Raw genomic sequence first — 26,133 nt, forward strand, 5'->3', positions numbered from 1 at the left:
GGTGAATGCCTGACCATGCCTGAATTGCCCGAAGTCGAGACTGTCCGCCGCGGCCTTCAGCCTGTCATGGAGGGTGCGAAAATCGTTGTCGCGGAAGCCCGCAGGCCTGATTTGCGGTTTCCGTTCCAGCCGGATTTCGTGGCCCGGCTCCAGGGACAGATCGTCACGGGCCTCGGCCGCCGTGCAAAATATCTCATGGCGGATCTCGCCTCCGGCGACGTGCTGTTGATGCATCTGGGCATGTCGGGCTCGTTCCGCGTCATCAAGCCGGACAACGAGGCCGCGTCCGGCGAGTTTCATTATCCGAGGGGCAAGGACTCCGCGCACGATCATGTGCTGTTTCGGATGTCCTCGGGCGCCGACATCGTCTTCAACGATCCACGCCGCTTCGGTTACATGAAAGTGATCGCGCGCAACGCGCTCGAAGACGAGCCGCTGCTGCGCGGCCTCGGCCCCGAGCCGCTCGGCAACGAATTCGATTCCGCGATGCTGGCGCGCGCCTGCGCCGGCAAGACCACGAGCCTCAAAGCCGCGCTGCTCGACCAGCGCGTGGTCGCAGGCCTCGGCAACATCTATGTCTGCGAAGCCCTGCACCGCTCGCATCTGTCGCCGCGCCGTATCGCCGCGACGCTGTCGACAAAGGCCGGACAACGCAAGGGCAATGGCGGGGGCGAGCCGACGGATCATGCCAAGCGGCTGGTTGGCGCGATTCACACCGTGTTGAACGATGCGATCAAGGCCGGCGGCTCGTCATTGCGCGACCATCGCCAGACCTCGGGCGAGCTCGGCTATTTCCAGCACTCATTCAAGGTCTACGACCGCGAGAGCGAGAAATGTACGACGCCGCGCTGCGCCGGCACGATCAAGCGCTTCACCCAGAACGGCCGCTCGACCTTCTGGTGTCCGAAATGTCAGAAGTGAGAATCAAGCGAGTGGCCAAGGGGGCGGTGAGTGTCTGCTAGCCGACATGCCAACCGCAATCGTCATTGCGAGGAGCGCTTGCGACGAAGCAATCCAGAGTCTTTCCGCGGAAAGATTCTGGATTGCTTTGCTGCGCTCGCAATGACGGAGGATGGAGCGTCCGTACAACGCGAAGCGAAGCAATCCGGCCGGGCTGGTGGCCGGATTGCTTCGTCGCTTGGGCTCATTCACCGGACAGCGAGGAGTCCGTCTGCGGCCCTGGCCGATCGCCCCGCTCAGGACGCCAGAGTCGTGGTCTCGTCCGCCGAAATTTCGGCAGCGGCATGCAGCATTCCGTCTGCCGCCGACATGACCTGATCGATCAGCATATTGCCGGCGGAGAGCTCGAGACGGGTCTCGATCCAGCGCCAGAGGCTGCGGATCTCCTCGGTCGACTTGCCGTTCGGCGCGCATTCGCTGACCGCAAGGCCTGAGGCGAGCGAGTCCTGGTGATCGTTGCGCATCACGATCAGCGGGCGCGCGAGCACGTCGGCGAGATCGAGCGCGGCTTCCTCGGCGAGCGCGTTGGCGGCGTTGTCGATGCGCTGGCCACGGATCGGCGTCTGGTTCAGCACGAAGCCAAAGGGCCGCTTCCAGGCGCGCGCCACGCTGAGGGTCGAGACGGTCGCCTCGATGTCGGCGACGCTCGGGCGGGCCGGGATCAGGCAGAGGTCGGAATGGCGGATCGCGGCGGTGGTGGCGGCGCTGAGGCCGGCCGCGGTGTCGACGATCGCGAGCTGGAGCCCGCTCTCGGCCAGCATCTTCAGGCGTGGCTGGATGTCGGCAGCGTGATAAATCGGCTCGACGACGATATCGTCATTGTTGCGGCGGCGCTGCCAGTTGGAGAGGGTGCCCTGCGGGTCGGTCTCGATCAGGCGGACGGTGAAGCCGGCCTGCCTGGCCGCCAGCGCGAGGCCGATGGCGAGGGTGCTCTTGCCACTGCCGCCCTTTTGGGTGGCGAGTACGATCGTATGCATTGGAAGATGATTCCTTTGGAGTGCCTGGGTCTAGGATAACGCCACGCGAACGTGCATCGCTTCTCGATGCTGAGCTCTTCTCGCTCAGGACGTGCCTTGCCCGATCCAAAGGGGACCGCGGATGTCCGAATCAACGGAAACAATGATGGCAGAATCGGGAATGCCAGCTAATCCGTACCATTACTGGACCCGTAATCCTGCGTGTGGTGTGCTCGCCGCCGTGAACAAGAGGGGCAGGCAGCATGAGCGGCAACTGGCGCGATCGGACGGCAACCACCTTTGACTGCCAGAAGATGCCGGCGGTCTCGAGCCGCGGCATGGTGGTGAGCAACCATCCCCTGGCCTCCAGCGCCGGAGCCGAGATGCTGGCCGCTGGCGGCAACGCCATCGATGCCGCAATCGCGACCCTGTTCACGCTGACCGTGGTCGAGCCGATGATGGTCGGCATCATCGGCGGCGGCATGGCGCATATCCGCCTCGCCGACGGCAGCCACCGCTTCATCGACGGCCAGAGCACGGTGCCCGCTGCGGTCCGCGACACCACCTACACCTCCAGGCCGGGCTCCGCCCATGACGTGTTCGATACCGTCGGCAACGAGAACCTCAACGGTCCGAAAGCCGTCGCCACGCCGGGGTCGCTGAAAGCCTGGTGCGAGACGCTGCGCCGATTCGGTACCATGTCGCTTGCCGACGTCATGCAGCCCGCGATCAAGCACGCCAGGCGCGGATATGCGGCGACGCCGTACTTGCACGAATGTATCAGCGAGAGCGCCGCCGAGATGCGCAAGGACAAGCCGATTGCGGCGATCTATCTGCCTGATGGCGAGCCGCTCAAGGTCGGCGAGCGCGTGGTGCAGGCCGAATATGCCGAGACGCTTCGTGCTATCGCCGACCACGGCGAGAAAGCGCTCTACGAGGGGCCGCTCGGCGACATCCTCGTTGACTATATGGAAAAGGCCGGCGGCTTCATCCGGCGTGGCGATCTCACGGCTTACAAGACCGTCGAGCGGCAGCCGATCCGCGCCGACTATCGTGGCTGGACCATTTTGGGGCCGCCACCGCCCGCGGCCTCCGGCGTGCATATCGCGCAGATGCTGAACATTCTTGAAGGCTACGACATCGGTGGCCTCGGCTTCGGCACATCAGAGACCATCCATTACCTCGCCGAGGTCCTGAAGATCGCCTTCGCCGATCGCGCCGCCGCCAGCGGCGACCCGGATTATGTTGGCGTGCCCGTGGAGAAGCTGACGTCAAAAGCCTATGCCGAGGAGCGCCGCCGCGCCATCGATCCGGCGCGGGCGCAGGCTTTTGGTGCCGGCGTGACGCAGCTCGAAAGCGCGCACACCACGCACATGACGGCGGCAGATGCCTTCGGCAACGTGGTCGCAACCACGCAGACCATCAACAATCTCTTTGGCGCCAAGATCATGATCCCGGGTCTAGGGGCCATCGCCAACAATTACATGAACCTGTTCGATCCGCGGCCGGGCCATGCGCTGTCGCTCGCGCCCGGCAAGCGCGTGACGACCTCGATGTCGCCGATGATGGCGCTCCGTGACGGCAAGCTGCGCTATGCGCTGGGCCTCCCCGGCGGAAAGCGCATCTTCCCAAGCGCGATGCAGGCGCTGATCAATCTGATCGACCACGGCATGAGCCTGCAGGAAGCGGTCGAAGCGCCGCGTGTGTGGACCGAGGGCAACGCGCTCGAGGTCGAGCAGAAGGTGCCGGAGAGCGTTCGCGCGAAGCTTGCGGCCCTCGGCCACAAGGTCCAGCCCGTGGCGACGGTTGCCGGCGGCATGAATGCGATTGCGTTCCACGACGACGGGAGCATGTCGGGCGCCGCCTGCTGGCGCGCGGACGGCACGCCGGTTGGGATCTCGGGCGGCCTTGCGAAAAGCGGTGTCAGGTTCAGGTTGAGCTAGCGCTCGTGCCCCGGACGCGGCGCAGCGCGAAGCGGTGCGCTGCAGAGCCGGGGCCCAGAAACTTCTCGCACTGAATTTGAGGCGGCGTGGTTCCCGGCTCTGCGCAGCAACGCTGGCGCGTTGCAGCGCGTCCGGGACACGAGAGTCATTTCCGCACGCAGATCACGCGGACGACCGCCGCCTTCGCATCTGTTGACGTGCCGTTCGCGGCAACGCCGCTCGCCTTCAGGAAATCGCGTACCGTATCTGCTGCGACCATCACGGCCTGTGACGCCGGCACTGCATTTGCGGGTCCCGCAACCATCGCCGGCTTCAACAGCGTAACGCCCGAGAACTTGCCGTCGCCGTCGATTGCCGGGCCGCCGGAAAATCCAACCGCCGGCGGCGGCGACAGCGCGGCATCGCCGCCACCGACAGATGCCAGCGCAGCCTTGATGCTCGATACACCGGCCGCGCCGCCCTGGCTCTGCGGATCGGCGATGCCGACGACATCGACACTTGCCTTCGCTGGGCCGCCGGCGAGGCTGAGCGGCTTCAGGCCGCGTGCGCCATAGATGTGCAGCAGCGCTAGGTCGTGCTCTTTGTCCTCGGCGAGACGATCGGCATTGCCGTAGCCGCCGATGGTGATGGCGAGACAGGAATCCGTGACGAGACGGTCGGCCAGGATCGCGCCGTCGTCGCTGACGACGATGCCGGTGCCATATTCGACGGTCTTGCGCGGCGGCGGTCCGACTAGCGGCCCCGACGGGAATGCATTGAACGCGCTCGACATCGCGATCACGACAGGCTCGACCGTGCCCTCGGTCGCCTGGTCGTACAAGATCGTCATGATGCGGACCTCGTCGCCCTTGAAAGTGCCGCGCACGTAAAATTTCTTCAGGCCCTGCAATCCCGACAGCACGAAGAAGTCGGGCTTCACCACGGTGTAGTCGACCTTGCGTCCGGCCGGCTCCTTCTTTTCGGTTTCCGCGAGTTTTGCGGTCGTCGGGTTCGCCTCCTTGCGGCGGCTCAGCAGCACCTGAACCGTTCCGGTCGCCGAGCTCCATTTCGAGCCGTTGGCGTCGGTGGCCTGCTGCGGCACCAGCTTTGAGGGAATGCCGAGCCGCGCGCCGCTGGTCATCTCCGTCACGATTTTCCAGCCGACGCTGTCCTGCTTGCGCCGCGCGGTCTCGGCGAGCGCGGCGCGCTCCTGCGGATTGAGCACGCCGGTTGGCTTGCCGCCCTTGTTCTTCTGGTACTCCTTGATGGCGTCGACCATGCGCGAGCTGACGTCGCCGGTGATGGCGCCGTTATATTCGCCGACCCAGGCGAGGTCGGACTGAAGCGACAGCCGCTCGGCCTGCGCCATCCCATCCGCGGTTTCCGACGGCGTTTGCAGGGCAGGCGGCTTGATCGGAACGGTCTGGACCACCTTCGGCTTGGTGCCCGGGACCTGTGGCGTCGTCGTCTGGGCGCTGGCGCCTGTGGCAGACGCCAACATCAGTGTTGCCGCAAGCATCGATCTCATGACAAATCCAGCCAGCCCATTGAACGCGCCGCCATTGAAGCACATCTCGTTGGTCGCGAACAATGTTGGGGCGGTTCAGGAGTAAGAGAAGGTGCTGAGCCCGGACGAACTCGAACGCTATGCCCGCCATATCGTGCTGCGCGATGTCGGCGGCCCGGGCCAGGCTGCGCTGAAGCGAGCCTCCGCGCTGGTGATCGGCGCCGGCGGGCTCGGCGCGCCGGCCCTGATGTATCTGGCGGCGGCCGGCATTGGCACGCTCGGCGTGGTCGATGACGACGTCGTGTCGCTGTCCAACCTTCAGCGCCAGGTCATCCATACGACGCCTGACATCGGCCGGCACAAGGTCGAGAGCGCGGCCGAGCGGATTGCGGCGCTCAATCCGCATGTCCGCTTCGTCGGCCACGCCACCTGGCTCAATGCCGACAATGCGCTGGGCCTGATCGGCGATTACGACCTGGTGCTCGATGGCTCCGACAATTTCTCGACACGCTATCTGGTCTCGGATGCCTGTTTTTTTGCGAAGCGGCCGCTGATCACCGCGGCGCTCGGCACCTTCGACGGCTCGCTCACCACCATCCGCGCATATGAGACAAATGAGCAGGGCGAATTTAACCCGACCTATCGCTGTCTGTTTCCGGAGGCGCCCCCGCCGGGCACCGTGCCGGCCTGCGCGGAGGCCGGCGTCATGGGCGCGCTTGCGGGCGTGATGGGCTCGATGATGGCGCTGGAGGCGATCCGCGAGATCGTCGGTTTTGGCGATGGCCTGGTCGGCCGCCTCCTGATGATCGATGCGCGCGCGATGCGCTTCGAGACGCTGCGCTACGGGCGCGATCCGGCCAATCCGCTTAATGGCGATGGGCCGGTCATGACTGACCTTAGCGCCCATCGCACCTGATCGCGCTGTTACGCCGTGGCCGGCTTCTCGCTGTCGAGATGCGCCATCTGCTCGGCCGCATAACGCGTGCCGGAAGCGATGTTGGGCGGAAACGCCTTTGCCAGCGCCGCAAGATGAGCCGGCGTCAGCGCCACATTGGTCGCGCCGAGTGCTTCGGTGAAGCGCTTGCGGGTGCGGGCACCGATCAGCGGCACGATCTCCTGGCCTTGCGCCGCCACCCAGGCGATTGCGACCTGCGCTGGTGTTGCGCCGATCTCTGTGGCAATGGCGCGAAGCTGCTCCGCCAGCGCCAGATTGGCATCGAGGTTCGCGCCCTGGAAGCGCGGGCTCATCAGACGGTAGTCGCGGCCGGTCTTGCCGGAGTCCTTCGACCAATGGCCGCTGATCAGGCCGCGCGCCAGCACGCCGTAAGCGGTGATGCCGATGCCGAGCTCACGGCAGGTCTTCAGAATATCGCGCTCGATGCCGCGCTCGATCAGCGAATATTCGATCTGGAGATCGGCGATCGGATGCACGGCATGCGCGCGGCGGATGGTGTCGGAGCCGACCTCGGACAGGCCGATATGCTTGATGTAGCCGGCCTTCACGAGATCAGCGAGACCGCCGATCGTCTCCTCGATGGGAATGCTGGGATCGAGCCGCGCCGGGCGGTAGACGTCGATGTAGTCGGTGCCAAGTCGTTGCAGCGAATAGGCGAGGAAGTTTCTCGTCGCAGCCGGCCGCGAATCGAACCCAACGAATTCGCCGGCGGGACCGCGCAGCGCGCCGAACTTCACACTGAGCTGTACCTTGTCGCGGGGGGCGTTCGTCAGCGCCTCGCGGATCAGCATTTCATTGTGGCCCATCGCGTAGAAATCGCCGGTGTCGAGCAGCGTGATGCCCGCGTCGAGTGCCTCATGGACGGTGGCGATGCTCTCGCCGCGATCGGCCGGGCCATAGGCATCCGACATCGCCATGCAGCCGAGGCCGAGGCTCGAGACGTTGGGGCCGGTCGAACCGAGTTTGCGCTGTTCCATGATGACTCTCCTTGAAAAAGGCGGCGCCCGATGGACGCCGCGTGACGAGGCCAGATATGCGCCCGGCCCATTGCCGCGATAAGCTGGACAATGCGGAATAGCTTGTTCATCATATCGAACAATGGTTGGTCCTGACCTGCGCGATCTCGATGCCTTCGTGGCGATCGCCCGCACCCGCAATTTCCGGCGCGCGGCGGTCGAAATTCGCGTGTCGGTGTCGAGCCTTAGCCAGCGGCTGCGCGACCTGGAGGAGCGCCTCGGCGTCCGGCTGATGAACCGCACCACCCGCAGCGTCGCGCTGACGGAGGCAGGGGAACTGTTGCTGTCGCGGGTGGCCCCGGCCTTGCGCGACGTCGGCGACGCCCTGGATCAGGTGCGGGGCCTGCGCGAGGTCGCCTCAGGCCGCCTGCGCATCAACGCGCCGCCGCCGGCGGTCGATTTGGTGCTGGCGCCGATGGTCGTTCCGTTCCTGCAGGCCCATCCGCAGGTCGATCTCGATATCGTTTCCGAGAGCGGCTTCGTCGATATCGTCAGCGCAGGCTACGACGCCGGCGTGCGTTACGGCGAGCATCTCGCGCAAGACATGGTCGCGATCCCGCTGAGCGGTCCGCAGCACTATGTCGTCGTCGCCTCGCCCGATTATGTCGCGCGCCGCGGCAGGCCCAAGCACCCGAAGGATTTGCTCGACCACGACTGCATCCGCGCGCGCTATTCGAGCGGCGTCATGCATGATTGGGAGTTCGAGAAGGCCGGCCAGATCGTGAAGGTCGATCCGCCTGCAAAACTGATTTCGACCAACATGGGTCTTGCCATGCGCGCCGCGCTCGGCGGCGCTGGCGTCTGGGCAAGCCTCGATGGCTATGTCGGCGACGCCCTGAAATCCGGTGCGCTGGTCAGCTTGATGGAAGACTGGTGCGAGCCGTTCCCGGGCCCGTTTCTGTACTACCCGAGCCGGCGCCAGGTGCCGCCCGCGCTGCGCGCCTTCATCGATTTCGTCGCCGATTGGCGCAAGCGCGAGACGCGCGGCAAATAGGCCTCAGAGCATGCTCGGCAACACGCGATCCGGCGGCTTGTGCGCGTCGAGGAAGGTGCGGATGTTGATGATCACCTTCTCGCCCATCTCGACGCGGCCTTCGATCGTGGCTGAGCCCATATGCGGCATCAGCGTCACCTTGCCGGCTTTCGCAAGCCGCACCAGCTTTGGGTTGACCGCCGGCTCGTGCTCATAGACGTCGAGGCCGGCGCCGCCGATCTCGCCGGCTTCGATCAGCTTGATCAGCGTGTCTTCGTCGGTGACTCCACCGCGCGCGGTGTTGACGATATAGGCGTCCTTGCGGATCAGCTTCAGCCGGCGCGCCGAGAGCAGGTGATAGGTCGCTGGCGTGTGCGGACAGTTCACCGAGATGATGTCCATCCGCGCCAGCATCTGGTCGAGGCTTTCCCAATAGGTCGCGCCAAGCTCTTCGGCGATGACAGGCGCGACGGGGCGGCGGTTGTGATAGTGGATCTGCAAGCCGAACGCGCGGGCGCGGCGTGCGACCGCCTGGCCGATGCGGCCCATGCCGATGATGCCAAGGCGCTTTCCGCCGATGCGGTGGCCGAGCATCCAGGTCGGCGACCAGCCCGCCCAGGGTTTCCCCTCCGTCAGCACGGAAGCGCCCTCGATCATCCGGCGCGGCACCGCCAGGATCAGCGCCATCGTCATGTCGGCGGTGTCTTCGGTCAGAACCTTTGGCGTGTTGGTGACGGTGATGCCGCGGGCATGCGCAGCCTCGACGTCGATATTGTCGACGCCGTTGCCAAAATTGGCGATCAGGCGGAGCTTGCAGTCGGGCTGATTGACGATGTCGGCGCTGATGTGGTCGGTGACCGTGGGAACCAGGATGTCGGCAGTGCGCGCGGCTTCGGCGATCTGCTCGGTCGACATCGGTGTGTCGTCGAGATTGATGCGTGCGTCGAACAGTTCGCGCATCCGGGTCTCGATCGAGTCCGGCAGCTTGCGCGTCACCACGACGAGGGGCTTTTTCTTCACCGACATGTGCTGCCCTCATGAGGCGTTGCAGGCCGCCTCTGTCGCCAAAGGCCGGCTGTTGAGGCCTCATTAACCCGGTTGTTCGACACTGCCTTAGCCGTGTCGTCCCCGGCGTTTCCTTCAAGCTTTCCCCCAACTTTCCGGCCGGAAAATCGGGGCAAACCGGTTGTTCAGATGTCCGTCCTCTCTAGCAGAAGGCCGGGCCAAGACAAGAACCACGGGTTTGGCTTTGGGAACACCCGCGTGGGGCGGGAGAGGGGTTTGCACGGCAGGTTTTGGAATTTGGGGTGAGGACCTGGTCTGGCCAGGTCTTCGACAGGAGACGGGTTAATGGCGTTGGGGCGTTTTTGTTCGGTGCTGGCGCTCGTTTGCACCTGGTTGAGCGCCTCGGTCAGCCCCGGGCACTCGGCCAAGGACAACACCCCCCAGACGGCCAGCGGCCTTCCGGTGCCGCGCTATGTCAGCCTCAAATCGGATCACGTCAACGTTCGCGCCGGGCCAACCAAGGACAATGACGTGGCCTGGGTCTACACCCGGTCCGGCCTGCCGGTTGAAATCACAGCCGAGTTCGAGAACTGGCGCCGGGTGCGCGATTCCGAGGGCGCCGAGGGCTGGGTCTATCATTCGCTGCTGTCGGGCCGCCGCACTGCGGTGGTGACCATGAAGCACAGGGACGATCTCGCGCCGATCTATGACCGCGCCGATGCCGACAGCGCCGTGGCCGCGAAACTCCAGGCCGGCGTCGTCACGCAGGTGAAGAAGTGCACGACCAACTGGTGCCACGTCGTCGGCGACGGCTTTGACGGCTGGATCCAGCAGGAACGGCTCTGGGGCGTCTACGCCGACGAGCAGGTCAACTGACGGCCTGAAACGACAATGGCCGGGACGAAGCCGGGCCATGACGAACTCGCCATGACGAACTCAATGCGATTTCGGGACGATTTCAGCGCTTCTTGCGCAGGCGCACGACCATGTCGATGCGCGCGATCTCGTAGCCTTCCGGCACCTCCGGCATCTTGGACAGGGCCAGATGCGGATCCTCGATGTCGACCAGCTCGTGGCTGTTCTCGAGGTAATAGTGATGGTGCGTGGTGACGTTGGTGTCGAAATAGGTTTTGGTGCCGTCGACACTGACCTGACGCAGCAGGCCGGCATCGGTCAGCTGGTTCAACGTGTTGTAGACGGTCGCGAGCGAGACCGGGACCTTGGCCAGCGTCGCTTCCTCGTAGAGCATTTCAGCCGTGAGGTGGCGTGCACCCTTGCCGAACAGCAGCCAGCCGAGCGCCATGCGCTGGCGCGTCGGGCGCAGGCCGGCAGACTGGAGCATTTCATTGACGTCGTGCCAGGGGCAGCCGGTCAGGGCCGGCTGGCGGCCGGACAGAAGAGCCGCCGCATGGGCGTCTTCGTCGTGGTGGGTGGCGTTGTTTTCGTTCATTTCCAGAATTCGGGCACGCGTGAACACTATCTATCTGCAATATATGGACAGATAGATGCAGATGCAAGTTTCTCGCAACTAGAGCGGTTCTAATCAGCAGAGGAACCGGGCCGGGTCCCGGTCATTTTTACCTTCATGGGCCCGCTTTGCTACCCGAAAAGGCCTGTGTTAGAGAGCGCGCGGTTCCGCTTAACCGATTTTGGCGCAGCCAGGCATTGAGGCCCGGCCCGAAGTCCATCCGGCTCTCGGTATTTGCGCCTGGCGACGGCAATTGGCGTTGCTTTCCGAACGAGAACGGGGCCCATTTTTTGCCAGAAACGCCGCTCAATCGGGGTTCAAACAGAGGCTTCCGCATGCTGAACAGGCGCAACGGCTACGAATACGAAGATTTGCTGGCATGTGCCCGCGGCGAGATGTTCGGCCCGGGCAATGCCCAGCTGCCGCTGCCGCCGATGCTCATGTTCGACCGCATCACGGACATTTCGGAGACCGGCGGCGAGTTCGGCAAGGGAATCGTGCGTGCCGAGCTGGACGTGAAGGCGGACCTCTGGTTCTTCGGCTGCCACTTCAAGAACGATCCGGTGATGCCCGGCTGCCTCGGCCTCGACGCGCTGTGGCAAATGGTCGGCTTCTATCTCGGCTGGAGCGGCGGCGAAGGTCGCGGCCGCGCGCTTGGTCTGAACGAGCTCAAGTTCAGCGGCCAGGTGCTGCCCGAGGCCCGCAAGGTTGTGTACAACATCGATATCAAGCGCGTGATGCGTTCAAAGCTGGTGCTCGGCATCGCCGACGGATGGCTTTCGGTCGATGACCAGATTATTTATCGCGCGAAGGAGCTGAAGGTCGGCTTGTTCAAGCAAGGCGTGAGCCTGGGCTGAGCGCATCACCAAGAAAGACAACGATTTAGGCGAGGCTGTCATGAGGCGGGTTGTGGTCACCGGGATGGGAATCGTCTCGTCGATCGGAAACAACACCCAGGAAGTGCTTGCGAGCCTTCACGAGGCGAAGTCGGGCATTTCGCGGGCCGAGAAATATGCCGAGCTCGGCTTCCGTTCGCAGGTGCAAGGTGCGCCGACGCTCGATCCTTCGACAGTGGTTGACCGCCGCGCCATGCGTTTCCTCGGTCAGGGTGCGGCGTGGAATCATGTCGCGATGGAGCAGGCGATCCAGGACTCCGGTCTGTCGCCTGACGAAGTCTCCAACGTCCGCACCGGCATCATCATGGGCTCCGGCGGCCCCTCGGCGCGCACTATCGTCGAAGCCGCCGATATCACCCGCACCAAGGGACCGAAGCGCGTCGGTCCCTTTGCAGTGCCGAAGGCGATGTCGTCCACGGCGTCGGCGACGCTCGCGACCTGGTTCAAGATCAAGGGCGTGAACTATTCGATCTCCTCGGCCTGCGCGACGTCGAACCACTGCGTCGGCAACGCCTATGAGACGATCCAGATCGGCAAGCAGGATATCATCTTCGCCGGCGGCTGCGAGGAACTGGACTGGTCGCTCTCGGTGCTGTTCGACGCCATGGGCGCGATGTCCTCGAAGTACAACGATACCCCCGCCACCGCCTCGCGTCCCTACGACGTCAACCGCGACGGTTTTGTCATCGCCGGCGGCGCCGGAGTCCTCGTCCTGGAAGAGCTTGAGCACGCCAAGGCGCGCGGCGCGCGCATCTACGGCGAGATCGTCGGCTATGGCGCGACCTCGGATGGCTACGACATGGTCGCGCCGTCAGGTGAAGGCGCCGAGCGCTGCATGCGCATGGCGATGTCGACGGTGAAGACCAAGGTCGACTACATCAATCCGCACGCCACCTCGACGCCAGCCGGCGATCCGCCGGAAATCGACGCGCTCCGCCGCGTGTTCGGCGCCGGCGAGAAGTGCCCGCCGATCTCGGCGACCAAGGCGCTGACCGGCCACTCGCTGGGCGCGACCGGTGTGCAGGAGGCGATCTATTCGATGCTGATGATGAACAACGGTTTCATCTGCGAAAGCGCGCACATCCAGGAGCTCGATCCCGTGTTCGCCGACATGCCGATCGTGCGCAAGCGCATCGACAACGTCAAAATCGGCACCGTGCTGTCGAACTCCTTCGGCTTCGGCGGCACCAACGCCACCCTGGTGTTCAGCCGGCTGGACGTGTGACGTCACTGCGGACGACCGATAGCTATTTCGTCATGGCCGGGCTTGTCCCGGCCATCCACGTCTTTGCTACCGACTTCGGAAGAACGTGGATGCCCGGGACAAGCCCGGGCATGACGGAGAGCGGAGGGTAATCGCGAGATGGAAGGTTTGATGCAAGGCAAGCGCGGTCTGATCATGGGCATCGCCAATGATCATTCGATCGCCTGGGGCATGGCGAGGACGCTGCATGCCCATGGCGCCGAGCTCGCCTTCACCTTCCAGGGCGAGGCTCTCGGCAAGCGCGTCAAGCCGCTGGCGGAATCGCTTGGGGTTGATCTGGTGCTGCCGTGCGATGTCGAGGACATTGCCAGCGTCGACGCCACGTTCGACGTCTTGCGCGAAAAGTGGGGCAAGCTCGATTTCGTGATCCACGCGATCGGCTTTGCCGACAAGAACGAGCTGAAGGGCCGCTACGCCGACACCAGCCGCGAGAATTTTTCGCGCACCATGGTGATCTCCTGCTTCTCGTTCACGGAGGTCGCAAAACGCGCCGCCGAGCTGATGACCGAGGGTGGCAGCATGATCACGCTGACCTTCGGCGCCTCAGAGCGCGCGATGCCGAATTACAACGTGATGGGCGTGGCCAAGGCGGCGCTGGAAGCCTCGGTGCGCTATCTCGCGTCCGATCTCGGACCGCGCGGCATCCGCGTCAACGCGATCTCCGCCGGCCCTATCCGCACGCTCGCGGGCTCCGGCATCGGCGAGGCGCGCGCGATGTTTGCGTTCATGCAAAAGCATTCGCCGCTCCGCCGCGGCGTCACGCTCGATGAGCTCGGCGGCTCGGCGCTGTATCTGCTGTCGGATCTCTCCGGCGGCGTGACCGGCGAAATCCACTATGTCGATTCCGGCTACAACACCGTCCTGATGCCGAGGCCGGATGATCTGAAGGCGGAAGGCTAACCCGCCGCGATTTTCTCCGCGCGCTGGAATGCCGGCCGCGCCATGCAACGCGCGATATAGGCATCGAACGCGGTGCGCGACGGCACCATCTTGAACAGGCGCACTGCGAAGTTCAGGCCCGAGCCGATCGTGATGTCGGCCGCGGAAAATTCCTCGCCGAGAATCCAAGGGCCGTTTTCGAGCGCCGCTTCCAGCACGTCGAAGACCTGCGTCGCGCTGCCCCAGGCCGCAGTCGAGCTCGGCACCTCGATCTTGGTGAAGATCTGGATGATCGCCGGTTCGATGCAGCTCGGCGAGAAGAACAGCCATTGCAGGTAGCGCGCACGACGTGGATCGGTCACATCAGGCGCGAGCTTCGTCTCCGGATAACGGTCGGCGATGTAAGCGCAGATTGCAGCGGCCTCGCCGAGCGCGGCATCGCCGTCGGCGAGCGCCGGCACCTTGCCCATCGGATTGACCTTCAGATAATCCGGCGCCTTCTGCGCGCCGGTCGAAATGTCGGTCAGCACGCGCTCATACCGAAGCCCGCTCTCTTCCATCAGCCAAAGCGCCGAGAACGAACGCGAGCGGGGCGACCAATAGAGTTTGATCATGGGAGCGGACCCTTGTTCTTCCACCTATAGTACTTCATCACAAACCCGTTCGACGGCTCGACCTCTTCCTTCTCGAACACAAAACCTTCGCGCTCGTACCAGCGCCAGGCCTTTTCGTTCTCGCGGACGCAGCGCAGGAACATTTCATCCGGCATGTGCGTGCGCGTGAAGGCGAGCAACTTCCGCCCGAGCGATTGTCCCTGATAGGCGGGCCCGACGAACAGCATATCGAGATAGAGTTTTGGCAGATGCAGCGCGAGCATCGCAGCGATGGTGCCGTTGTCGTCGGCGACGAACAGGCTCCAGCCGTTCTCCATCTCGCGCCGGATGCGCGCACGCAGGTTTGCCAGCAGGAACTCGCTGGCTTCGGCAAGCCCGGTCGAGACCCAGCTCTCCATCCAGACACGGCCGATCTCGTCATATTCGTCGGCGCGGGCGGGACGGATGATCGGATCCGGCATCTCAGGCTCGCTGGTTGCGCGCGGCCTGCCGCGGGCGCGCCTTGCCGGCCGACAGGCACACCACCTCGGAGATCTGCAGCAGCTGCCGCGCCAGCGGGCTGGTCTTGCGCCAGACCATGCCGATGGTGCGCGAAGGCTCGGGGTCGCGGAAGCGCGACAGTGAGACCGAGGCCGATCGCGTCTCCACCGACACCGCCATCTCCGGAATCAGGGTGACGCCGATGCCGGCGCTGACCATCTGGACCAATGTCGACAGCGAATTGGCGTCCAGCATCTCGCGCGGCGGCGCCGACTGCATGTTGCAGAACGACAGCGCCTGATCGCGGAAACAATGGCCCTCTTCGAGCAGCAACAGCCGCATCTCCCGCATCATCTCGCGCGACGGCACCGGCGTGCCCGCATCCGTGCCCGGTCGCACCAGCAGGAATTTCTCCTCGAACAAAGCGACCTCGGTGAGCGAGGGTTCGGAGACCGGCAGCGCGACGATGGCGGTGTCGAGCCGGCCTTCGACCAGTTCCTGGATCAGCCGCGGCGTCATCGTCTCGCGCACGCGGATGTCGAGCTCGGGATGCAGGCGCGTGAGATTCTTGGTGATCTTGGGCAGCAGATAGGGGGCAATCGTCGGGATCATGCCGATGCGCAGGCGGCCCGCAAAACGGTCCTGCGAGGCGCGGGCGAAATCGCCGAGCTCATCGACCGCGCGCAGGATGTCGCGGACGCGCTGGGCGAGCTCCTCGCCGAACCGGGTCAGCGCGACCTGGCGCGCGCTGCGCTCCAGCAGCAGCCCGCCGAGCGCTTGCTCCAGTTCCTTGATCTGCATCGACAGTGCCGGCTGCGAGATGGAGCAGGCCTCGGCGGCGCGGCCGAAATGACCATGCCGTGCCAGCGCGTCGAAATACCGCAGCTGTCGCATCGTCACGTTGATCATCAGAAAATCCTATTGCAGCGATCATTAAAGTCAACTTCCCCTGATCGAACGCGACGCTTAGAGTGCTTCGACCTGGTCAAAGGCGCCGTCGGACGCCACCAGAGGAGGTAATCATGGACGACACTTCGAAGTGCCCGTTTCCGGGCGGAAAACGCGCGCCAACCAATCGCGACTGGTGGCCAACTCAGCTCAGCATCGAGATGCTGCACAAGAATTCCGGCCTCTCCGATCCCATGGGCAAGGAATTCGACTACGCCAAGGAATTCAAGACGCTCGACCTGAACGCGGTCATCAAGGACCTGACCGCTCTGATGACGGACTCGCAGGAATGGTGGCCGGCCGACTTCGGTCACTACGGCGGTCTCATGATCCGCATGGCCTGGCACAGCGCCGGCACCTACCGCATCACCGACGGCCGCGGCGGCGCCGGTGCCGGTCAGCAGCGTTTCGCCCCGCTCAACAGCTGGCCTGACAACGCCAATCTCGACAAGGCGCGCCGGCTGCTCTGGCCGATCAAGCAGAAATATGGCCGCAAGATTTCCTGGGCCGATTTGATGGTGCTCGCGGGCAACGTCGCGCTGGAGTCGATGGGCTTCAAGACGTTCGGCTTTGCCGGTGGTCGCGCCGACGTGTGGGAGCCGGAAGAGCTCTATTGGGGTCCCGAAGGCACGTGGCTGGGCGATGAGCGCTACAGCGGCGAACGCCAGCTCGCCGAGCCGCTCGGCGCGGTCCAGATGGGTCTCATCTACGTCAATCCGGAAGGCCCGAACGGCAAGCCGGATCCGGTCGCCGCGGCCAAGGACATCCGTGAGACCTTCTTCCGCATGGCGATGAACGACGAGGAAACCGTCGCGCTGATCGCGGGCGGCCACTCTTTCGGCAAGACCCATGGCGCCGGCGATCCGTCGCTGGTCGGACCGGAGCCGGAAGCCGGCGCGCTGGAAGATCAGGGCCTCGGCTGGAAGAGCAAGCACGCGTCGGGTCTCGCGGGTGATTCCATCACCAGCGGTCTCGAGGTGACCTGGACCAAGACGCCGACGAAGTGGAGCAACAACTTCTTCGAGAACCTGTTCAAGTTCGAATGGGAGCTGACGAAGAGCCCGGGTGGTGCGAACCAGTGGACGGCCAAGGGTGCCGACGCGATCATTCCGGACGCGTACGACAAGTCGAAGAAGCGTCGGCCGACCATGCTGACCACCGACCTCTCGCTGCGCATGGATCCGGCCTACGAGAAGATCTCGCGCCGCTTCCTCGAAAATCCCGATCAGTTCGCCGACGCGTTCGCCCGCGCCTGGTTCAAGCTCACCCACCGCGACATGGGTCCGATCCAGCGCTACCTCGGCCCGCTGGTGCCGAAGGAGACGCTGATCTGGCAGGATCCGATCCCGAAGGTCGACCACGAGCTGGTCAGCGATCAGGATATCGCCTCGCTGAAAACCAGAATCCTGGCCTCGGGCCTCTCGGTGCCGGAGCTGGTCTCGACCGCCTGGGCGTCGGCTTCGACGTTCCGCGGCTCCGACAAGCGCGGCGGCGCCAACGGCGCGCGCATTCGCCTCGCGCCGCAGAAGGACTGGGAGGTGAACCAGCCGGCCCAGCTCTCCAAGGTGCTCGGCAAGCTCGAAGCGATCCAGAAAGACTTCAACGCGTCATCAGGCGCCAAGAAGGTCTCGATCGCCGACCTGATCGTGCTTGGTGGCACCGCCGCGGTCGAGAAGGCCGCCAAGGATGCTGGCGTCGACGTCAAGGTCGCGTTCACGCCGGGCCGCATGGATGCTTCGCAGGAGCAGACCGATGCCGCTTCGTTTGCTCCGCTGGAGCCGCGAGCCGATGGTTTCCGCAACTACGTCGGCAAGCGGCAACAGTTCCTGCAGCAGGAAGAAGCCCTGGTCGATCGCGCGCAGCTTCTGAAGCTGACCGGACCCGAGATGACGGCGCTCGTCGGCGGCCTGCGCGTGCTCGGTGCCAATGCGGGCGGTTCGAAGAACGGCGTCTTGACCTCGAAGGTGGGCACGCTGACCAACGACTTCTTCGTCAACCTGCTCGATATGGGCACGCAGTGGACGCCGGCTGCTGACGGTACCTACGAAGCCCGCGACCGCAAGACCAATGCGGTGAAGTGGACCGGCACGCGTGTCGATCTCATCTTCGGCGCGCACTCGCAGCTTCGTGCCTACGCCGAGGTCTATGCCACGTCCGACTCCAAGGAGCAGTTCGTGAAGGACTTCGCCAAGGCCTGGACCAAGGTGATGAACCTCGACCGGTTCGACATCGCGGCCTGAGTTGCTGCACCTCTCTCGCAAGCGGGAGAAGGAGCGCAGCTCTCCCGGAGCGAACACAAACAAAAAGGGCGGCCGCGAGGCCGCCCTTCGTGTTTCTGGCAGGTAGCGAGACTTACTCGCCGGCCGCTTCGCGCGGGGCCTTCTCGCCGTCGCCGCCCTTGCCTTCGAGGTCTTCGCCGGTGGTCTGGTCGACGACCTTCATCGAGAGGCGGGTCTTGCCGCGATCGTCGAAGCCGAGCAGCTTGACCTTGACCTTGTCGCCTTCCTTGACGACGTCGGAGGTCTTCTGCACGCGCGCCGAGGCGAGCTGGCTGATGTGGACGAGGCCGTCCTTGGAGCCGAAGAAGTTCACGAAGGCGCCGAACTCCATCACCTTGACGACAGTGCCGTCATAGATCTGGCCGACTTCCGGATCGGATGCGATCGACTTGATCCACTTGATCGCGGCCTTCATCGCCTCGCCGTCGGAGGAGGCGACCTTCACGGTGCCGTCGTCCTCGATGTTGACCTTGGCGCCGGTCTTCTCGACGATCTCGCGGATCACCTTGCCGCCGGTGCCGATCACTTCGCGGATCTTGTCGGTGGCGATCTTGAAGGTCTCGATGCGCGGCGCGTATTCGCCGAGCTCGGCGCGGGCGTTGGTGAGCGCCTTGGCCATCTCGCCGAGGATGTGGATACGCCCATCCTTGGCCTGGCCGAGCGCGACCTTCATGATCTCCTCGGTGATGCCCTCGATCTTGATGTCCATCTGGAGCGAGGTGATGCCCACTTCCGTGCCGGCGACCTTGAAGTCCATGTCGCCGAGATGGTCCTCGTCACCGAGAATGTCCGAGAGAACGGCGAAGCGCTTGTCTTCGAGGATCAGGCCCATCGCGATGCCCGCGGTCGGCCGCTTCAACGGCACGCCAGCGTCCATCAGCGCGAGCGAGGCGCCGCACACCGAAGCCATCGACGAGGAGCCGTTGGACTCGGTGATCTCGGAGACCACGCGGATCGTGTACGGGAACTCGTGATGCGGCGGCAGCACCGGGTGGATCGCGCGCCAGGCGAGCTTGCCGTGGCCGATCTCGCGGCGCTTGGTGCCGCCGAGGCGGCCGGTCTCACCCACCGAGTAGGGAGGGAAGTTGTAGTGCAGCAGGAACGTCTCCTTGTACGTTCCCGACAGCGCGTCGATATACTGCTCGTCCTCGCCGGTGCCGAGCGTGGTCACGACCAGGCCCTGGGTCTCGCCGCGGGTGAACAGCGCCGAGCCATGGGCGCGGGGCAGCACGCCGACCTCGGCAATGATGTTGCGAACGGTCTTTGAGTCACGGCCGTCGATGCGCTTGCCGGTGTCGAGGATGTTCCAGCGAACGATCTTCGCCTCGAGCTCCTTGAACACGGCGCCGATGCGCAGCTTGTCGTATTTCGGCTCCTGCCCTTCGGGGAAGTAGTGGGCGATCACCTTTTCCTTGACCTTGCCGACCGCGGCGTAGCGATCCTGCTTGACCGGAATGGCGTAGGCGGCGCGCAGCTCCTGCTCGACGAGGCCGAGCATTTCCTTCTCGAGTGCGGCATTGTCGATGACGGTGACTTCGCGCGGCTCCTTGGCGGCTTTCTCGGCGAGCTCGATGATCGCGTTGATGACCGGCTGGAAGTGGCGGTGACCGAACATCACGGCGCCGAGCATGATGTCTTCGTTCAGCTCCTTGGCTTCCGATTCCACCATCAGCACGGCGTCGGCGGTGCCGGCGACGACCAGGTCGAGCTGGGTGTCGACCATCTCGTCGAGCGTCGGGTTGAGGATGAACTCGTCATTGGCGAAGCCGACGCGGGCAGCGCCGATCGGGCCCTTGAAGGGGGCGCCGGACAGGGTCAGCGCGGCCGAGGACGCCACCAGCGCGACGATGTCGGGATCGTTCTCCATATCGTGCGACAGCACGGTGACGATCACCTGGGTCTCGTTGCGCCAGCCGTCGACGAACAGCGGACGGATCGGACGGTCGATCAGGCGGGAGACCAGCGTCTCCTTTTCGGTCGGACGGCCCTCGCGCTTGAAATAGCCGCCGGGAATGCGGCCAGCTGCGTAGGTCTTTTCCTGGTAGTCGACGGTCAGCGGCAGGAAGTCGACGCCTTCACGCGGCGACTTCGCCGCGACGACGGTGGCGAGCACCACGGTCTCGCCATAGGTGGCGACGACGGCGCCGTCGGCCTGGCGTGCGATCTTGCCGGTTTCGAGCTTGAGAGGGCGTCCGCCCCAGTCGATCTCGACGGAATGCTTATTGAACATAGAGGTCTTCTTTCATGGGTTCTCGAAAGAAGGGACGGCTCGAAAAACAAAAACCATGTCAAGATTGCAGGACGCTGATCGGAGCGGGCGATCAGCGTCCTGCGATCCTGCCATGGTTTTCGGATGTCGGATGGCGTCCATCCTTTCGGGTCATACGGGCACCTTGCCCGTTGCGCCCAGCCGCCGGATTGCTGCTGGACTGTCAGTCGGCACGCTCGCGAACACCGGACCGCGGTCTTCGTTCATCATGCCCCGATGCGAAGCAGCATTGGCCCGCACCGGACGTACGCGTGAGCCTCGATCAAAAACCTTGAAATAAGCGCTTTCGCTCGAAATCACGCGCAAAAACGCGCGCCGGTGGCGCGCGCAAGAACTCTTAACGACGAATGTTGTGCTTCTCGAGCAGCGCCTTGTAACGCGCCTCGTCCCGCTTCTTGAGATAGTCGAGGAGCGAACGGCGAGTCGAGACCAGCTTCAAGAGACCGCGACGCGAATGGTTGTCCTTCACGTGGGTCTTGAAATGGTTGGTCAGGTTGGTGATGCGTTCCGACAGGATCGCGACCTGAACCTCTGGCGAGCCGGTGTCGCCGGCCTTGTTGGCATTCGTCTTGATGACTTCCGCTTTGCGTTCTGCGGCAATCGACATCGTCAATTTCTCTCGTTGCGACCGGTTGAGGCAGTCAAGCCGGTCAGGTTGAACACACGCTTGGGGATGATTTCGCCATTGCCAACTTCAGCAAGCGCCAAAAGACGGCCTGCTACCGTGACATAGACTGTGCCGCTACTAGTGGGCGCATCCCGTCCGCGCAACAAAACGGCCTGGCCCCGATGGAGCCTTGCCGCATCAGCCCGAGTGACGGCCAGTGCCGGGATGTCGTCCAGCGCGGTCTCAACGGGCATCAGCGCGTCGGCGAGGCTTCCCTCGCCGGACGCGGCTCTATCGCATAAAGCCTCAAGCTGATCCAGCGGAATCATGTCGTTTTCGCCAAACGGGCCGACCAGGGTCCGCCGCAGCGCGCAGATATGGCCGAAAGTGCCGAGAATCCGGCCCATATCGCGGGCGAGCGCGCGGACATAGGTGCCCTTGCCACACTCGGCCTCGAACACGGCCCGATCGCTATCTGGCTGATCCACAAGGGTTAAATGGTGAATCTCGACCGGGCGGGGCGCCAGCTCCACGACCTCGCCGTCGCGTGCCAGATCGTAGGCCCGCTCGCCCTGGACCTTGATCGCCGAATAGCGCGGCGGGACCTGCTCGATCACACCGGTGAAGCGGGGCAGCAGGGCTTCGATGGCCTCGCGGGTCGGGCGCTGGTCCGAGGTCGCGGTGACCTTGCCTTCGATATCGTCCGTGTCGCGCTCCTCACCCCAGCACACGGTGAAGCGGTAGCGCTTGCGACCGTCCATGACGAAGGGAACCGTCTTGGTGGCTTCGCCGAGCGCGATCGGCAGGCCGCCGGAGGCGAGCGGGTCGAGCGTGCCGGCGTGGCCTGCGCGCTTGGCGTTGAACAGACGCTTGAGCACGGCAACGGCCTGCGTTGAGGTCATCCCGATCGGCTTGTCGAGCACGACCCAGCCGTGCACGTCGCGCCGGTCGCGGCGGGGCTGGTTGCCCTTCTGCTTGCCCGCGCGCGGATCGTTGTTGACGCGACGCGCTTCCTGATGCGGCTGAGCATCGGCAACTGCAAAATTATTTTTCTGCAGGTCGCGCGTGTCGACCTCTTCGCTGCCGATCGTGCCGTGAGCCGGGTCCATCATCATTGTTCTTCTTCCCGATCCGAGTCCGGATCCTGTTCCAGGTCCTTCTGCACCGCAGGTGTTCGCAAAAGCTTCTCGATCCGTTCCGCTTCGTCGAATCGCTCGTCGACGCGGAAGCGAAGGTCAGGTGCAAATTTCAGGTTAACGCGCCGCGCGACTTCGCCGCGCAGGAATTTCTTGTTGCGATCGAGCGCAGCGATGACGAGCTCGGTGTCGCGGCCACCAAGCGGCATCACGTAGATTGTCGCGAGCTTCAGGTCGGGCGACATCCGCACCTCCGGCACGGTGATGATGTGACCTTCGAGGTCCGCATCATGCACACCGCCTTGCGCCAGAATCTCGGCTATCGCGTGGCGAACCTGCTCGCCGACGCGCAGCTGACGCTGCGAGCCGCCGGGCGCGGAACTTTTCTTCTGATGATGGCGCGGCATCGTCGAAAATCACCTCGTCCTGCCCGCGTTTGGGACACGAGCATTGTCATTTGTCCTGTTGGAACGAATGAGGCGTGGATGGCCGGAAAAAATCCGGCCATCTCACTCCCGCAATTTCAGCTCAAAAAGATCCAGCCGCTTCGGTAAGATTTGGACTTACAGGGAGCGCTGGATCGTCTCCACGCGATAACACTCGATCACGTCACCGGCACGCATGTCGTGATAGTTTTCGAAGGCCATGCCGCATTCCTGACCGGACTGGACTTCCTTCACTTCGTCCTTGAAGCGCTTCAGCGTCGACAGCTTGCCTTCGTGCACGACGACGTTGTCGCGGATCAGGCGCACATTGGCGCCGCGTTCCACGGTGCCGTCGGTGACGCGGCAGCCGGCAACCTTGCCGACCTTGGAGATGTTGAAGATCTCCAGGATCGAAGCATTGCCCAGCATGGTCTCGCGCAAGGTCGGCGCGAGCAGGCCGCTCATCGCCTTCTTCACGTCGTCCACGAGGTCGTAGATGATGTTGTAGTAGCGGATCTCGATGCCGTTGCGCTTTGCGGCCGCAGCCGCCTCCTTGTTCGCACGAACCGAGAAGCCGATGATCGCGGCGTTGAAGCCTTCGGCGAGCGTCACGTCGGATTCCGAGATGCCGCCGACGCCTGCATGCAGGATGCGGGCGGCGACTTCGTCGGTGCCGAGCTTTTCCAGCGAGCCGAGGATCGCTTCCAGCGAGCCCTGCACGTCGGCCTTGATGATCAGCGGGAATTCCTTGCGACCCGCCGTCTTCAACTGCGACATCATCTGCTCGAGCGAGCCGCGCATGCCGGAGATCGAGGCCGCCGCGTTCTCGCGCTTCTGGTGCGCGCGGTAGCTGGTGACCTGACGGGCGCGGGCTTCGTTCTCGACCACCGCGAGACGATCACCGGCTTCTGGCGGACCGTTGAAGCCGAGCACCTCGACCGGCACCGACGGACCGGCTTCCTGCACCGTCTCGCCCTGGTCCGAGATCAGCGCGCGGACGCGACCCATCTCGGCGCCGGCGACGATGATGTCGCCGACCCGGAGCGTGCCGCGCTGGACCAGCACGGTCGCGACCGGACCACGGCCGCGGTCGAGCTTGGCCTCGATCACAGTGCCTTCGGCCGGACGCTCCGAATTGGTCTTCAGGTCGAGGATGTCGGCCTGGAGCGCGATCATCTCGAGCAGCTTGTCGAGATTGGTCTTGTTCTTGGCGGACACTTCGACGTCGACGACGTCGCCGCCGAACGATTCCACCTGCACTTCGTGCTGGAGCAGCTCGGTGCGCACGCGCTCGGGCCTGGCATCGGGCTTGTCGATCTTGTTGATGGCAACGATGATCGGCACCCGCGCCGCCTTGGCGTGGTTGATGGCTTCGACGGTCTGCGGCATGACGCCGTCATCGGCCGCGACCACCAGCACGACGATGTCGGTGACCTTGGCGCCGCGGGCGCGCATCGCGGTGAACGCGGCGTGGCCGGGCGTGTCGATGAAGGTGATCTTCTTGCCGCTCTCGGGCGACAGCACCTGATAGGCGCCGATGTGCTGGGTGATGCCGCCGGCTTCGCCGGACACCACGTTGGCATGGCGGAGCGCGTCGAGCAGCGAGGTCTTGCCGTGGTCGACGTGGCCCATCACGGTCACCACAGGCGACCGCGTCTCGGTGTCGGAGGAATCGTCGACCTGGTCGAACAGGCCTTCTTCGACGTCGGACGCGGCGACACGCTTGACGGTATGGCCGAGCTCTTCGGCGATCAGCTGCGCGGTGTCGGCGTCGATCACGTCGGTGATCTTGTGCATCGCGCCCTGCTTCATCAGCATGCGAATGACATCGACCGCGCGCTCGGCCATGCGGTTGGCGAGTTCCTGGATGGTGATCGCTTCGGGAATGATCACCTCGCGGATCAGCTTCTCCTTCGGCTCATTCGAGACGTGGCCCTTCAGGCGCTGGGTGCGGCGGCGGAACGAGGCGATCGAGCGCTCGCGCACCTCGTCGGCGTTGAGCGCCGTGACGACGGTCAGGCGGCCGCGCTCCTTCTGCGGGCCAGGTTTATGGGTCGGCTTGGGCGCCACCACAGGACGCGCGGCGCCGCCGGGACCGCGACGGATCTGGCGCGGACCGTCATCTTCGTCCGGTCCGGCCGCAACACCGGGCGCACGAGCTGCCGGGATACCCGGTCGCGTCGTGGTCGTTGCCGGGCGAGTGGTCGCCGTCGCTCCCGGTCGCGTCGTGGTCGGCGCGGAGCGCGGAGCGCTGGTCGTCGGGGTGGCCGCTGCGGGACGCGCGGCAGCCGGCTGCTCGCCTTCGCCAAAGCGCTTCTTGGCTTCGGTCTCGGCCTTGCGCTTGGCCTCGTCCTCGTGACGGTGGCGCTCTTCCTCGGCCTTGCGGCGGGATTCGGCGGCGTCGCGCTCGGCGCGCTCGGCGGCCTCGCGAACCGTGCGGCGCTGGGCCTCTTCCTCGGCCTGCCGGCGCTCTTCGACTTCGCGAACCTTGGCGTCAGCGAGCGCGCTGGCACGGGCGGAGCGTTCGTCCTCGGTCAGCGTACGCAGCACCACGCCGGAGCCGGCGTTGCGCGGCGGCGCCGGGCGTGAAGGGGCGGGCGCCGGCGCGGCGGGCGCCGGCTTCGCGACAACCGTCGGGGCCTGCGGCTCAGGGCTGCCGTCGATGCGGCGCTTGCCGCGCTTCTCGACCACGACCTGCTTGCTGCGGCCATGGCTGAAGCTCTGGCGGACAGTGCCCGTTTCGACGCGCGGCTTGAGCGATAGCGTCTTGCTCGGAACGCTCAGCTTCTTGTCGTCTGGGGTCTTGGTATCAACCATTCAGCAGTCCTAATCCTGATTTATCAGTGTTGTGCGTTGCCGCACCGTCTTATCGGGTTCGTCGTTATCTTCAGAAATCCTGGCCGGGCTTTTCGGCAATCTTGTCAGCGTCCGCCATCCGGTATCGGACCAGCATCTGGCTACGTGACAGGAATGACTTGCTCGCCGGGCCCGCGAGCAGGGCAGCATGTATCACATTTGACCGGGTAAGTGCCAAATCCAATTCTACCGATTTCAGGGCCGTGACGACCGGAATCTGAGGCTTGGCACCGCGGTTTCCGGCATTTTGACGTGCCAGCATGTCCAATTTGCGGATTCCGTCCGCGGCCCCGTCGCTGGCGTGGATCAGGACCTCGACAGTGCCTTCCCGCAGGGCGCTTTCGACCTTGCCGAAACCTGCAACGATCTGGCCCGCCTTGGCGGCAATCCCAAGGGCTTCGGTCACGCTTCGAACCAGGAGCGCATCGATGTCGTCGGGAAGCGTCTGGGGAATGCGCAGGTCGCGCTTGAAGGCTCTGGTAAATTGGTGACGACGGACAGCTTCCGCAACCACCTGTCGCGATGCCGTGACCCACATGCCCCGTCCGGGCAATTTGCGCTTGAGATCGGGAACTATGTCGCCTTGCGGCGATACGACGAAGCGGATCAGCTCGTCGATCGGCCGGACCTCGCGGCTGACAGCGCACATGCGCATGGTCGCGGACCTTTCGGTCCGCGGTCCATGGTCGAGTTCGTTGTCAGTGCTGGCAAGCATCCG

24 protein-coding genes are annotated in these 26,133 nt (G+C 64.6%); 10 read left to right on the plus strand and 14 right to left on the minus strand.

Translation table 11 applies throughout. The features are described 5' to 3' along the window. Nucleotides 1-15: 15 nt before the first annotated feature. Nucleotides 16-921, plus strand: coding sequence for a bifunctional DNA-formamidopyrimidine glycosylase/DNA-(apurinic or apyrimidinic site) lyase (mutM, locus tag ABID59_RS24555; protein WP_354085095.1), 906 nt, complete (start codon nucleotides 16-18; stop codon nucleotides 919-921). Between the two features lie 275 nt (nucleotides 922-1,196). Here mutM and ABID59_RS24560 read toward each other — a convergent pair whose 3' ends face one another. Beyond that, entirely contained in the window at nucleotides 1,197-1,937 is a 741-nt protein-coding gene (locus ABID59_RS24560; protein ID WP_354085096.1) for a nucleotide-binding protein, read from the minus strand. A 242-nt stretch (nucleotides 1,938-2,179) separates the two neighbouring features. On the opposite strand from ABID59_RS24560, the gene ggt reads away from it, so the two are divergent. Then, nucleotides 2,180-3,859 (plus strand): gamma-glutamyltransferase, encoded by a 1,680-nt coding sequence (gene ggt, locus ABID59_RS24565; protein WP_354085097.1) that lies wholly within the window; start codon nucleotides 2,180-2,182, stop codon nucleotides 3,857-3,859. Between the two features lie 145 nt (nucleotides 3,860-4,004). Here ggt and ABID59_RS24570 read toward each other — a convergent pair whose 3' ends face one another. Beyond that, nucleotides 4,005-5,366: a peptidoglycan-binding protein gene (locus ABID59_RS24570; RefSeq protein WP_354085098.1), complete on the minus strand. Its 1,362-nt coding sequence runs from the start codon at nucleotides 5,364-5,366 to the stop codon at nucleotides 4,005-4,007. Nucleotides 5,367-5,457: 91 nt separating this feature from the next. Between ABID59_RS24570 and ABID59_RS24575 the strand changes: the two genes are divergently transcribed. Next, complete coding sequence (locus tag ABID59_RS24575; protein WP_148750946.1) at nucleotides 5,458-6,261, plus strand: HesA/MoeB/ThiF family protein; 804 nt, start codon at nucleotides 5,458-5,460, stop codon at nucleotides 6,259-6,261. Nucleotides 6,262-6,269: 8 nt separating this feature from the next. Here the strand turns inward: ABID59_RS24575 and ABID59_RS24580 are convergent, their stop codons facing one another. Continuing rightward, a complete protein-coding gene (locus tag ABID59_RS24580) occupies nucleotides 6,270-7,277 on the minus strand; it encodes an aldo/keto reductase (protein WP_354085099.1) in 1,008 nt (335 codons plus the stop codon). 121 nt (nucleotides 7,278-7,398) lie between these two features. Here ABID59_RS24580 and ABID59_RS24585 point away from each other — a divergent pair, with 121 nt between their 5' ends. Next, nucleotides 7,399-8,310 (plus strand): LysR family transcriptional regulator, encoded by a 912-nt coding sequence (locus ABID59_RS24585; RefSeq protein ID WP_354085100.1) that lies wholly within the window; start codon nucleotides 7,399-7,401, stop codon nucleotides 8,308-8,310. 3 nt (nucleotides 8,311-8,313) lie between these two features. On the opposite strand, the gene ABID59_RS24590 is transcribed toward ABID59_RS24585, so the two are convergent. Beyond that, nucleotides 8,314-9,315: a 2-hydroxyacid dehydrogenase gene (locus ABID59_RS24590; RefSeq protein WP_354085101.1), complete on the minus strand. Its 1,002-nt coding sequence runs from the start codon at nucleotides 9,313-9,315 to the stop codon at nucleotides 8,314-8,316. A 324-nt stretch (nucleotides 9,316-9,639) separates the two neighbouring features. Here ABID59_RS24590 and ABID59_RS24595 point away from each other — a divergent pair, with 324 nt between their 5' ends. Further along, nucleotides 9,640-10,170: an SH3 domain-containing protein gene (locus ABID59_RS24595; protein ID WP_148750942.1), complete on the plus strand. Its 531-nt coding sequence runs from the start codon at nucleotides 9,640-9,642 to the stop codon at nucleotides 10,168-10,170. A gap of 82 nt (nucleotides 10,171-10,252) precedes the next feature. Here the strand turns inward: ABID59_RS24595 and irrA are convergent, their stop codons facing one another. Beyond that, nucleotides 10,253-10,744: an iron response transcriptional regulator IrrA gene (gene irrA, locus ABID59_RS24600; RefSeq protein ID WP_045004900.1), complete on the minus strand. Its 492-nt coding sequence runs from the start codon at nucleotides 10,742-10,744 to the stop codon at nucleotides 10,253-10,255. Between the two features lie 353 nt (nucleotides 10,745-11,097). On the opposite strand from irrA, the gene fabA reads away from it, so the two are divergent. From fabA to fabI, 3 genes are all read left to right on the plus strand, one after another. Beyond that, nucleotides 11,098-11,619 (plus strand): bifunctional 3-hydroxydecanoyl-ACP dehydratase/trans-2-decenoyl-ACP isomerase, encoded by a 522-nt coding sequence (gene fabA / locus ABID59_RS24605; protein ID WP_148750964.1) that lies wholly within the window; start codon nucleotides 11,098-11,100, stop codon nucleotides 11,617-11,619. A gap of 40 nt (nucleotides 11,620-11,659) precedes the next feature. Continuing rightward, nucleotides 11,660-12,883, plus strand: coding sequence for a beta-ketoacyl-ACP synthase I (fabB, locus tag ABID59_RS24610; RefSeq protein ID WP_354085102.1), 1,224 nt, complete (start codon nucleotides 11,660-11,662; stop codon nucleotides 12,881-12,883). 138 nt (nucleotides 12,884-13,021) lie between these two features. Continuing rightward, nucleotides 13,022-13,822, plus strand: a complete 801-nt coding sequence (fabI, locus tag ABID59_RS24615) for an enoyl-ACP reductase FabI (RefSeq protein WP_354085103.1) — start codon at nucleotides 13,022-13,024, stop codon at nucleotides 13,820-13,822. On the opposite strand, the gene ABID59_RS24620 is transcribed toward fabI, so the two are convergent. The 3 genes from ABID59_RS24620 to ABID59_RS24630 are packed head-to-tail and all read right to left on the minus strand — an operon-like array spanning nucleotide 13,819 to nucleotide 15,804. Continuing rightward, nucleotides 13,819-14,415, minus strand: a complete 597-nt coding sequence (locus ABID59_RS24620) for a glutathione S-transferase family protein (RefSeq protein WP_148750939.1) — start codon at nucleotides 14,413-14,415, stop codon at nucleotides 13,819-13,821. The genes fabI and ABID59_RS24620 overlap by 4 nt on opposite strands. Beyond that, the gene (locus ABID59_RS24625) at nucleotides 14,412-14,876 is read right to left on the minus strand and encodes a GNAT family N-acetyltransferase (protein WP_354031312.1); all 465 of its coding nucleotides are present in this window, start codon (nucleotides 14,874-14,876) and stop codon (nucleotides 14,412-14,414) included. The genes ABID59_RS24620 and ABID59_RS24625 overlap by 4 nt, the downstream gene beginning before the upstream one ends. A gap of 1 nt (nucleotide 14,877) precedes the next feature. Further along, a complete protein-coding gene (locus ABID59_RS24630; protein WP_354085104.1) occupies nucleotides 14,878-15,804 on the minus strand; it encodes a hydrogen peroxide-inducible genes activator in 927 nt (308 codons plus the stop codon). Between the two features lie 113 nt (nucleotides 15,805-15,917). Between ABID59_RS24630 and katG the strand changes: the two genes are divergently transcribed. After that, the gene (gene katG, locus ABID59_RS24635; protein WP_354085105.1) at nucleotides 15,918-18,083 is read left to right on the plus strand and encodes a catalase/peroxidase HPI; all 2,166 of its coding nucleotides are present in this window, start codon (nucleotides 15,918-15,920) and stop codon (nucleotides 18,081-18,083) included. Between the two features lie 112 nt (nucleotides 18,084-18,195). Here the strand turns inward: katG and pnp are convergent, their stop codons facing one another. The 4 genes from pnp to rbfA form a co-directional block, all read right to left on the minus strand. Next, entirely contained in the window at nucleotides 18,196-20,352 is a 2,157-nt protein-coding gene (gene pnp / locus ABID59_RS24640; RefSeq protein WP_148750935.1) for a polyribonucleotide nucleotidyltransferase, read from the minus strand. A gap of 376 nt (nucleotides 20,353-20,728) precedes the next feature. Continuing rightward, nucleotides 20,729-20,998, minus strand: a complete 270-nt coding sequence (gene rpsO, locus ABID59_RS24645) for a 30S ribosomal protein S15 (RefSeq protein ID WP_148750934.1) — start codon at nucleotides 20,996-20,998, stop codon at nucleotides 20,729-20,731. A 2-nt stretch (nucleotides 20,999-21,000) separates the two neighbouring features. Continuing rightward, nucleotides 21,001-22,113, minus strand: coding sequence for a tRNA pseudouridine(55) synthase TruB (truB, locus tag ABID59_RS24650; RefSeq protein ID WP_354085106.1), 1,113 nt, complete (start codon nucleotides 22,111-22,113; stop codon nucleotides 21,001-21,003). Next, complete coding sequence (rbfA, locus tag ABID59_RS24655) at nucleotides 22,110-22,487, minus strand: 30S ribosome-binding factor RbfA (protein ID WP_354031664.1); 378 nt, start codon at nucleotides 22,485-22,487, stop codon at nucleotides 22,110-22,112. The genes truB and rbfA overlap by 4 nt, the downstream gene beginning before the upstream one ends. On the opposite strand from rbfA, the gene ABID59_RS24660 reads away from it, so the two are divergent. Continuing rightward, nucleotides 22,404-22,688 (plus strand): hypothetical protein, encoded by a 285-nt coding sequence (locus ABID59_RS24660; protein ID WP_246229828.1) that lies wholly within the window; start codon nucleotides 22,404-22,406, stop codon nucleotides 22,686-22,688. The two genes, rbfA and ABID59_RS24660, sit on opposite strands and share 84 nt — an antisense overlap. Before the next feature lie 9 nt (nucleotides 22,689-22,697). Here the strand turns inward: ABID59_RS24660 and infB are convergent, their stop codons facing one another. Both infB and ABID59_RS24670 read right to left on the minus strand, forming a co-directional pair. Beyond that, nucleotides 22,698-25,376: a translation initiation factor IF-2 gene (gene infB, locus ABID59_RS24665; RefSeq protein WP_354085107.1), complete on the minus strand. Its 2,679-nt coding sequence runs from the start codon at nucleotides 25,374-25,376 to the stop codon at nucleotides 22,698-22,700. A gap of 70 nt (nucleotides 25,377-25,446) precedes the next feature. Next, nucleotides 25,447-26,130, minus strand: coding sequence for an RNA-binding protein (locus ABID59_RS24670; RefSeq protein ID WP_148750930.1), 684 nt, complete (start codon nucleotides 26,128-26,130; stop codon nucleotides 25,447-25,449). Between the last annotated feature and the right edge of the window lie 3 nt (nucleotides 26,131-26,133).

The sequence above is a fragment of the Bradyrhizobium sp. S3.3.6 genome (genome assembly GCF_040546905.1).
GTDB classification, from domain to species: Bacteria; Pseudomonadota; Alphaproteobacteria; order Rhizobiales; family Xanthobacteraceae; genus Bradyrhizobium; species Bradyrhizobium cytisi.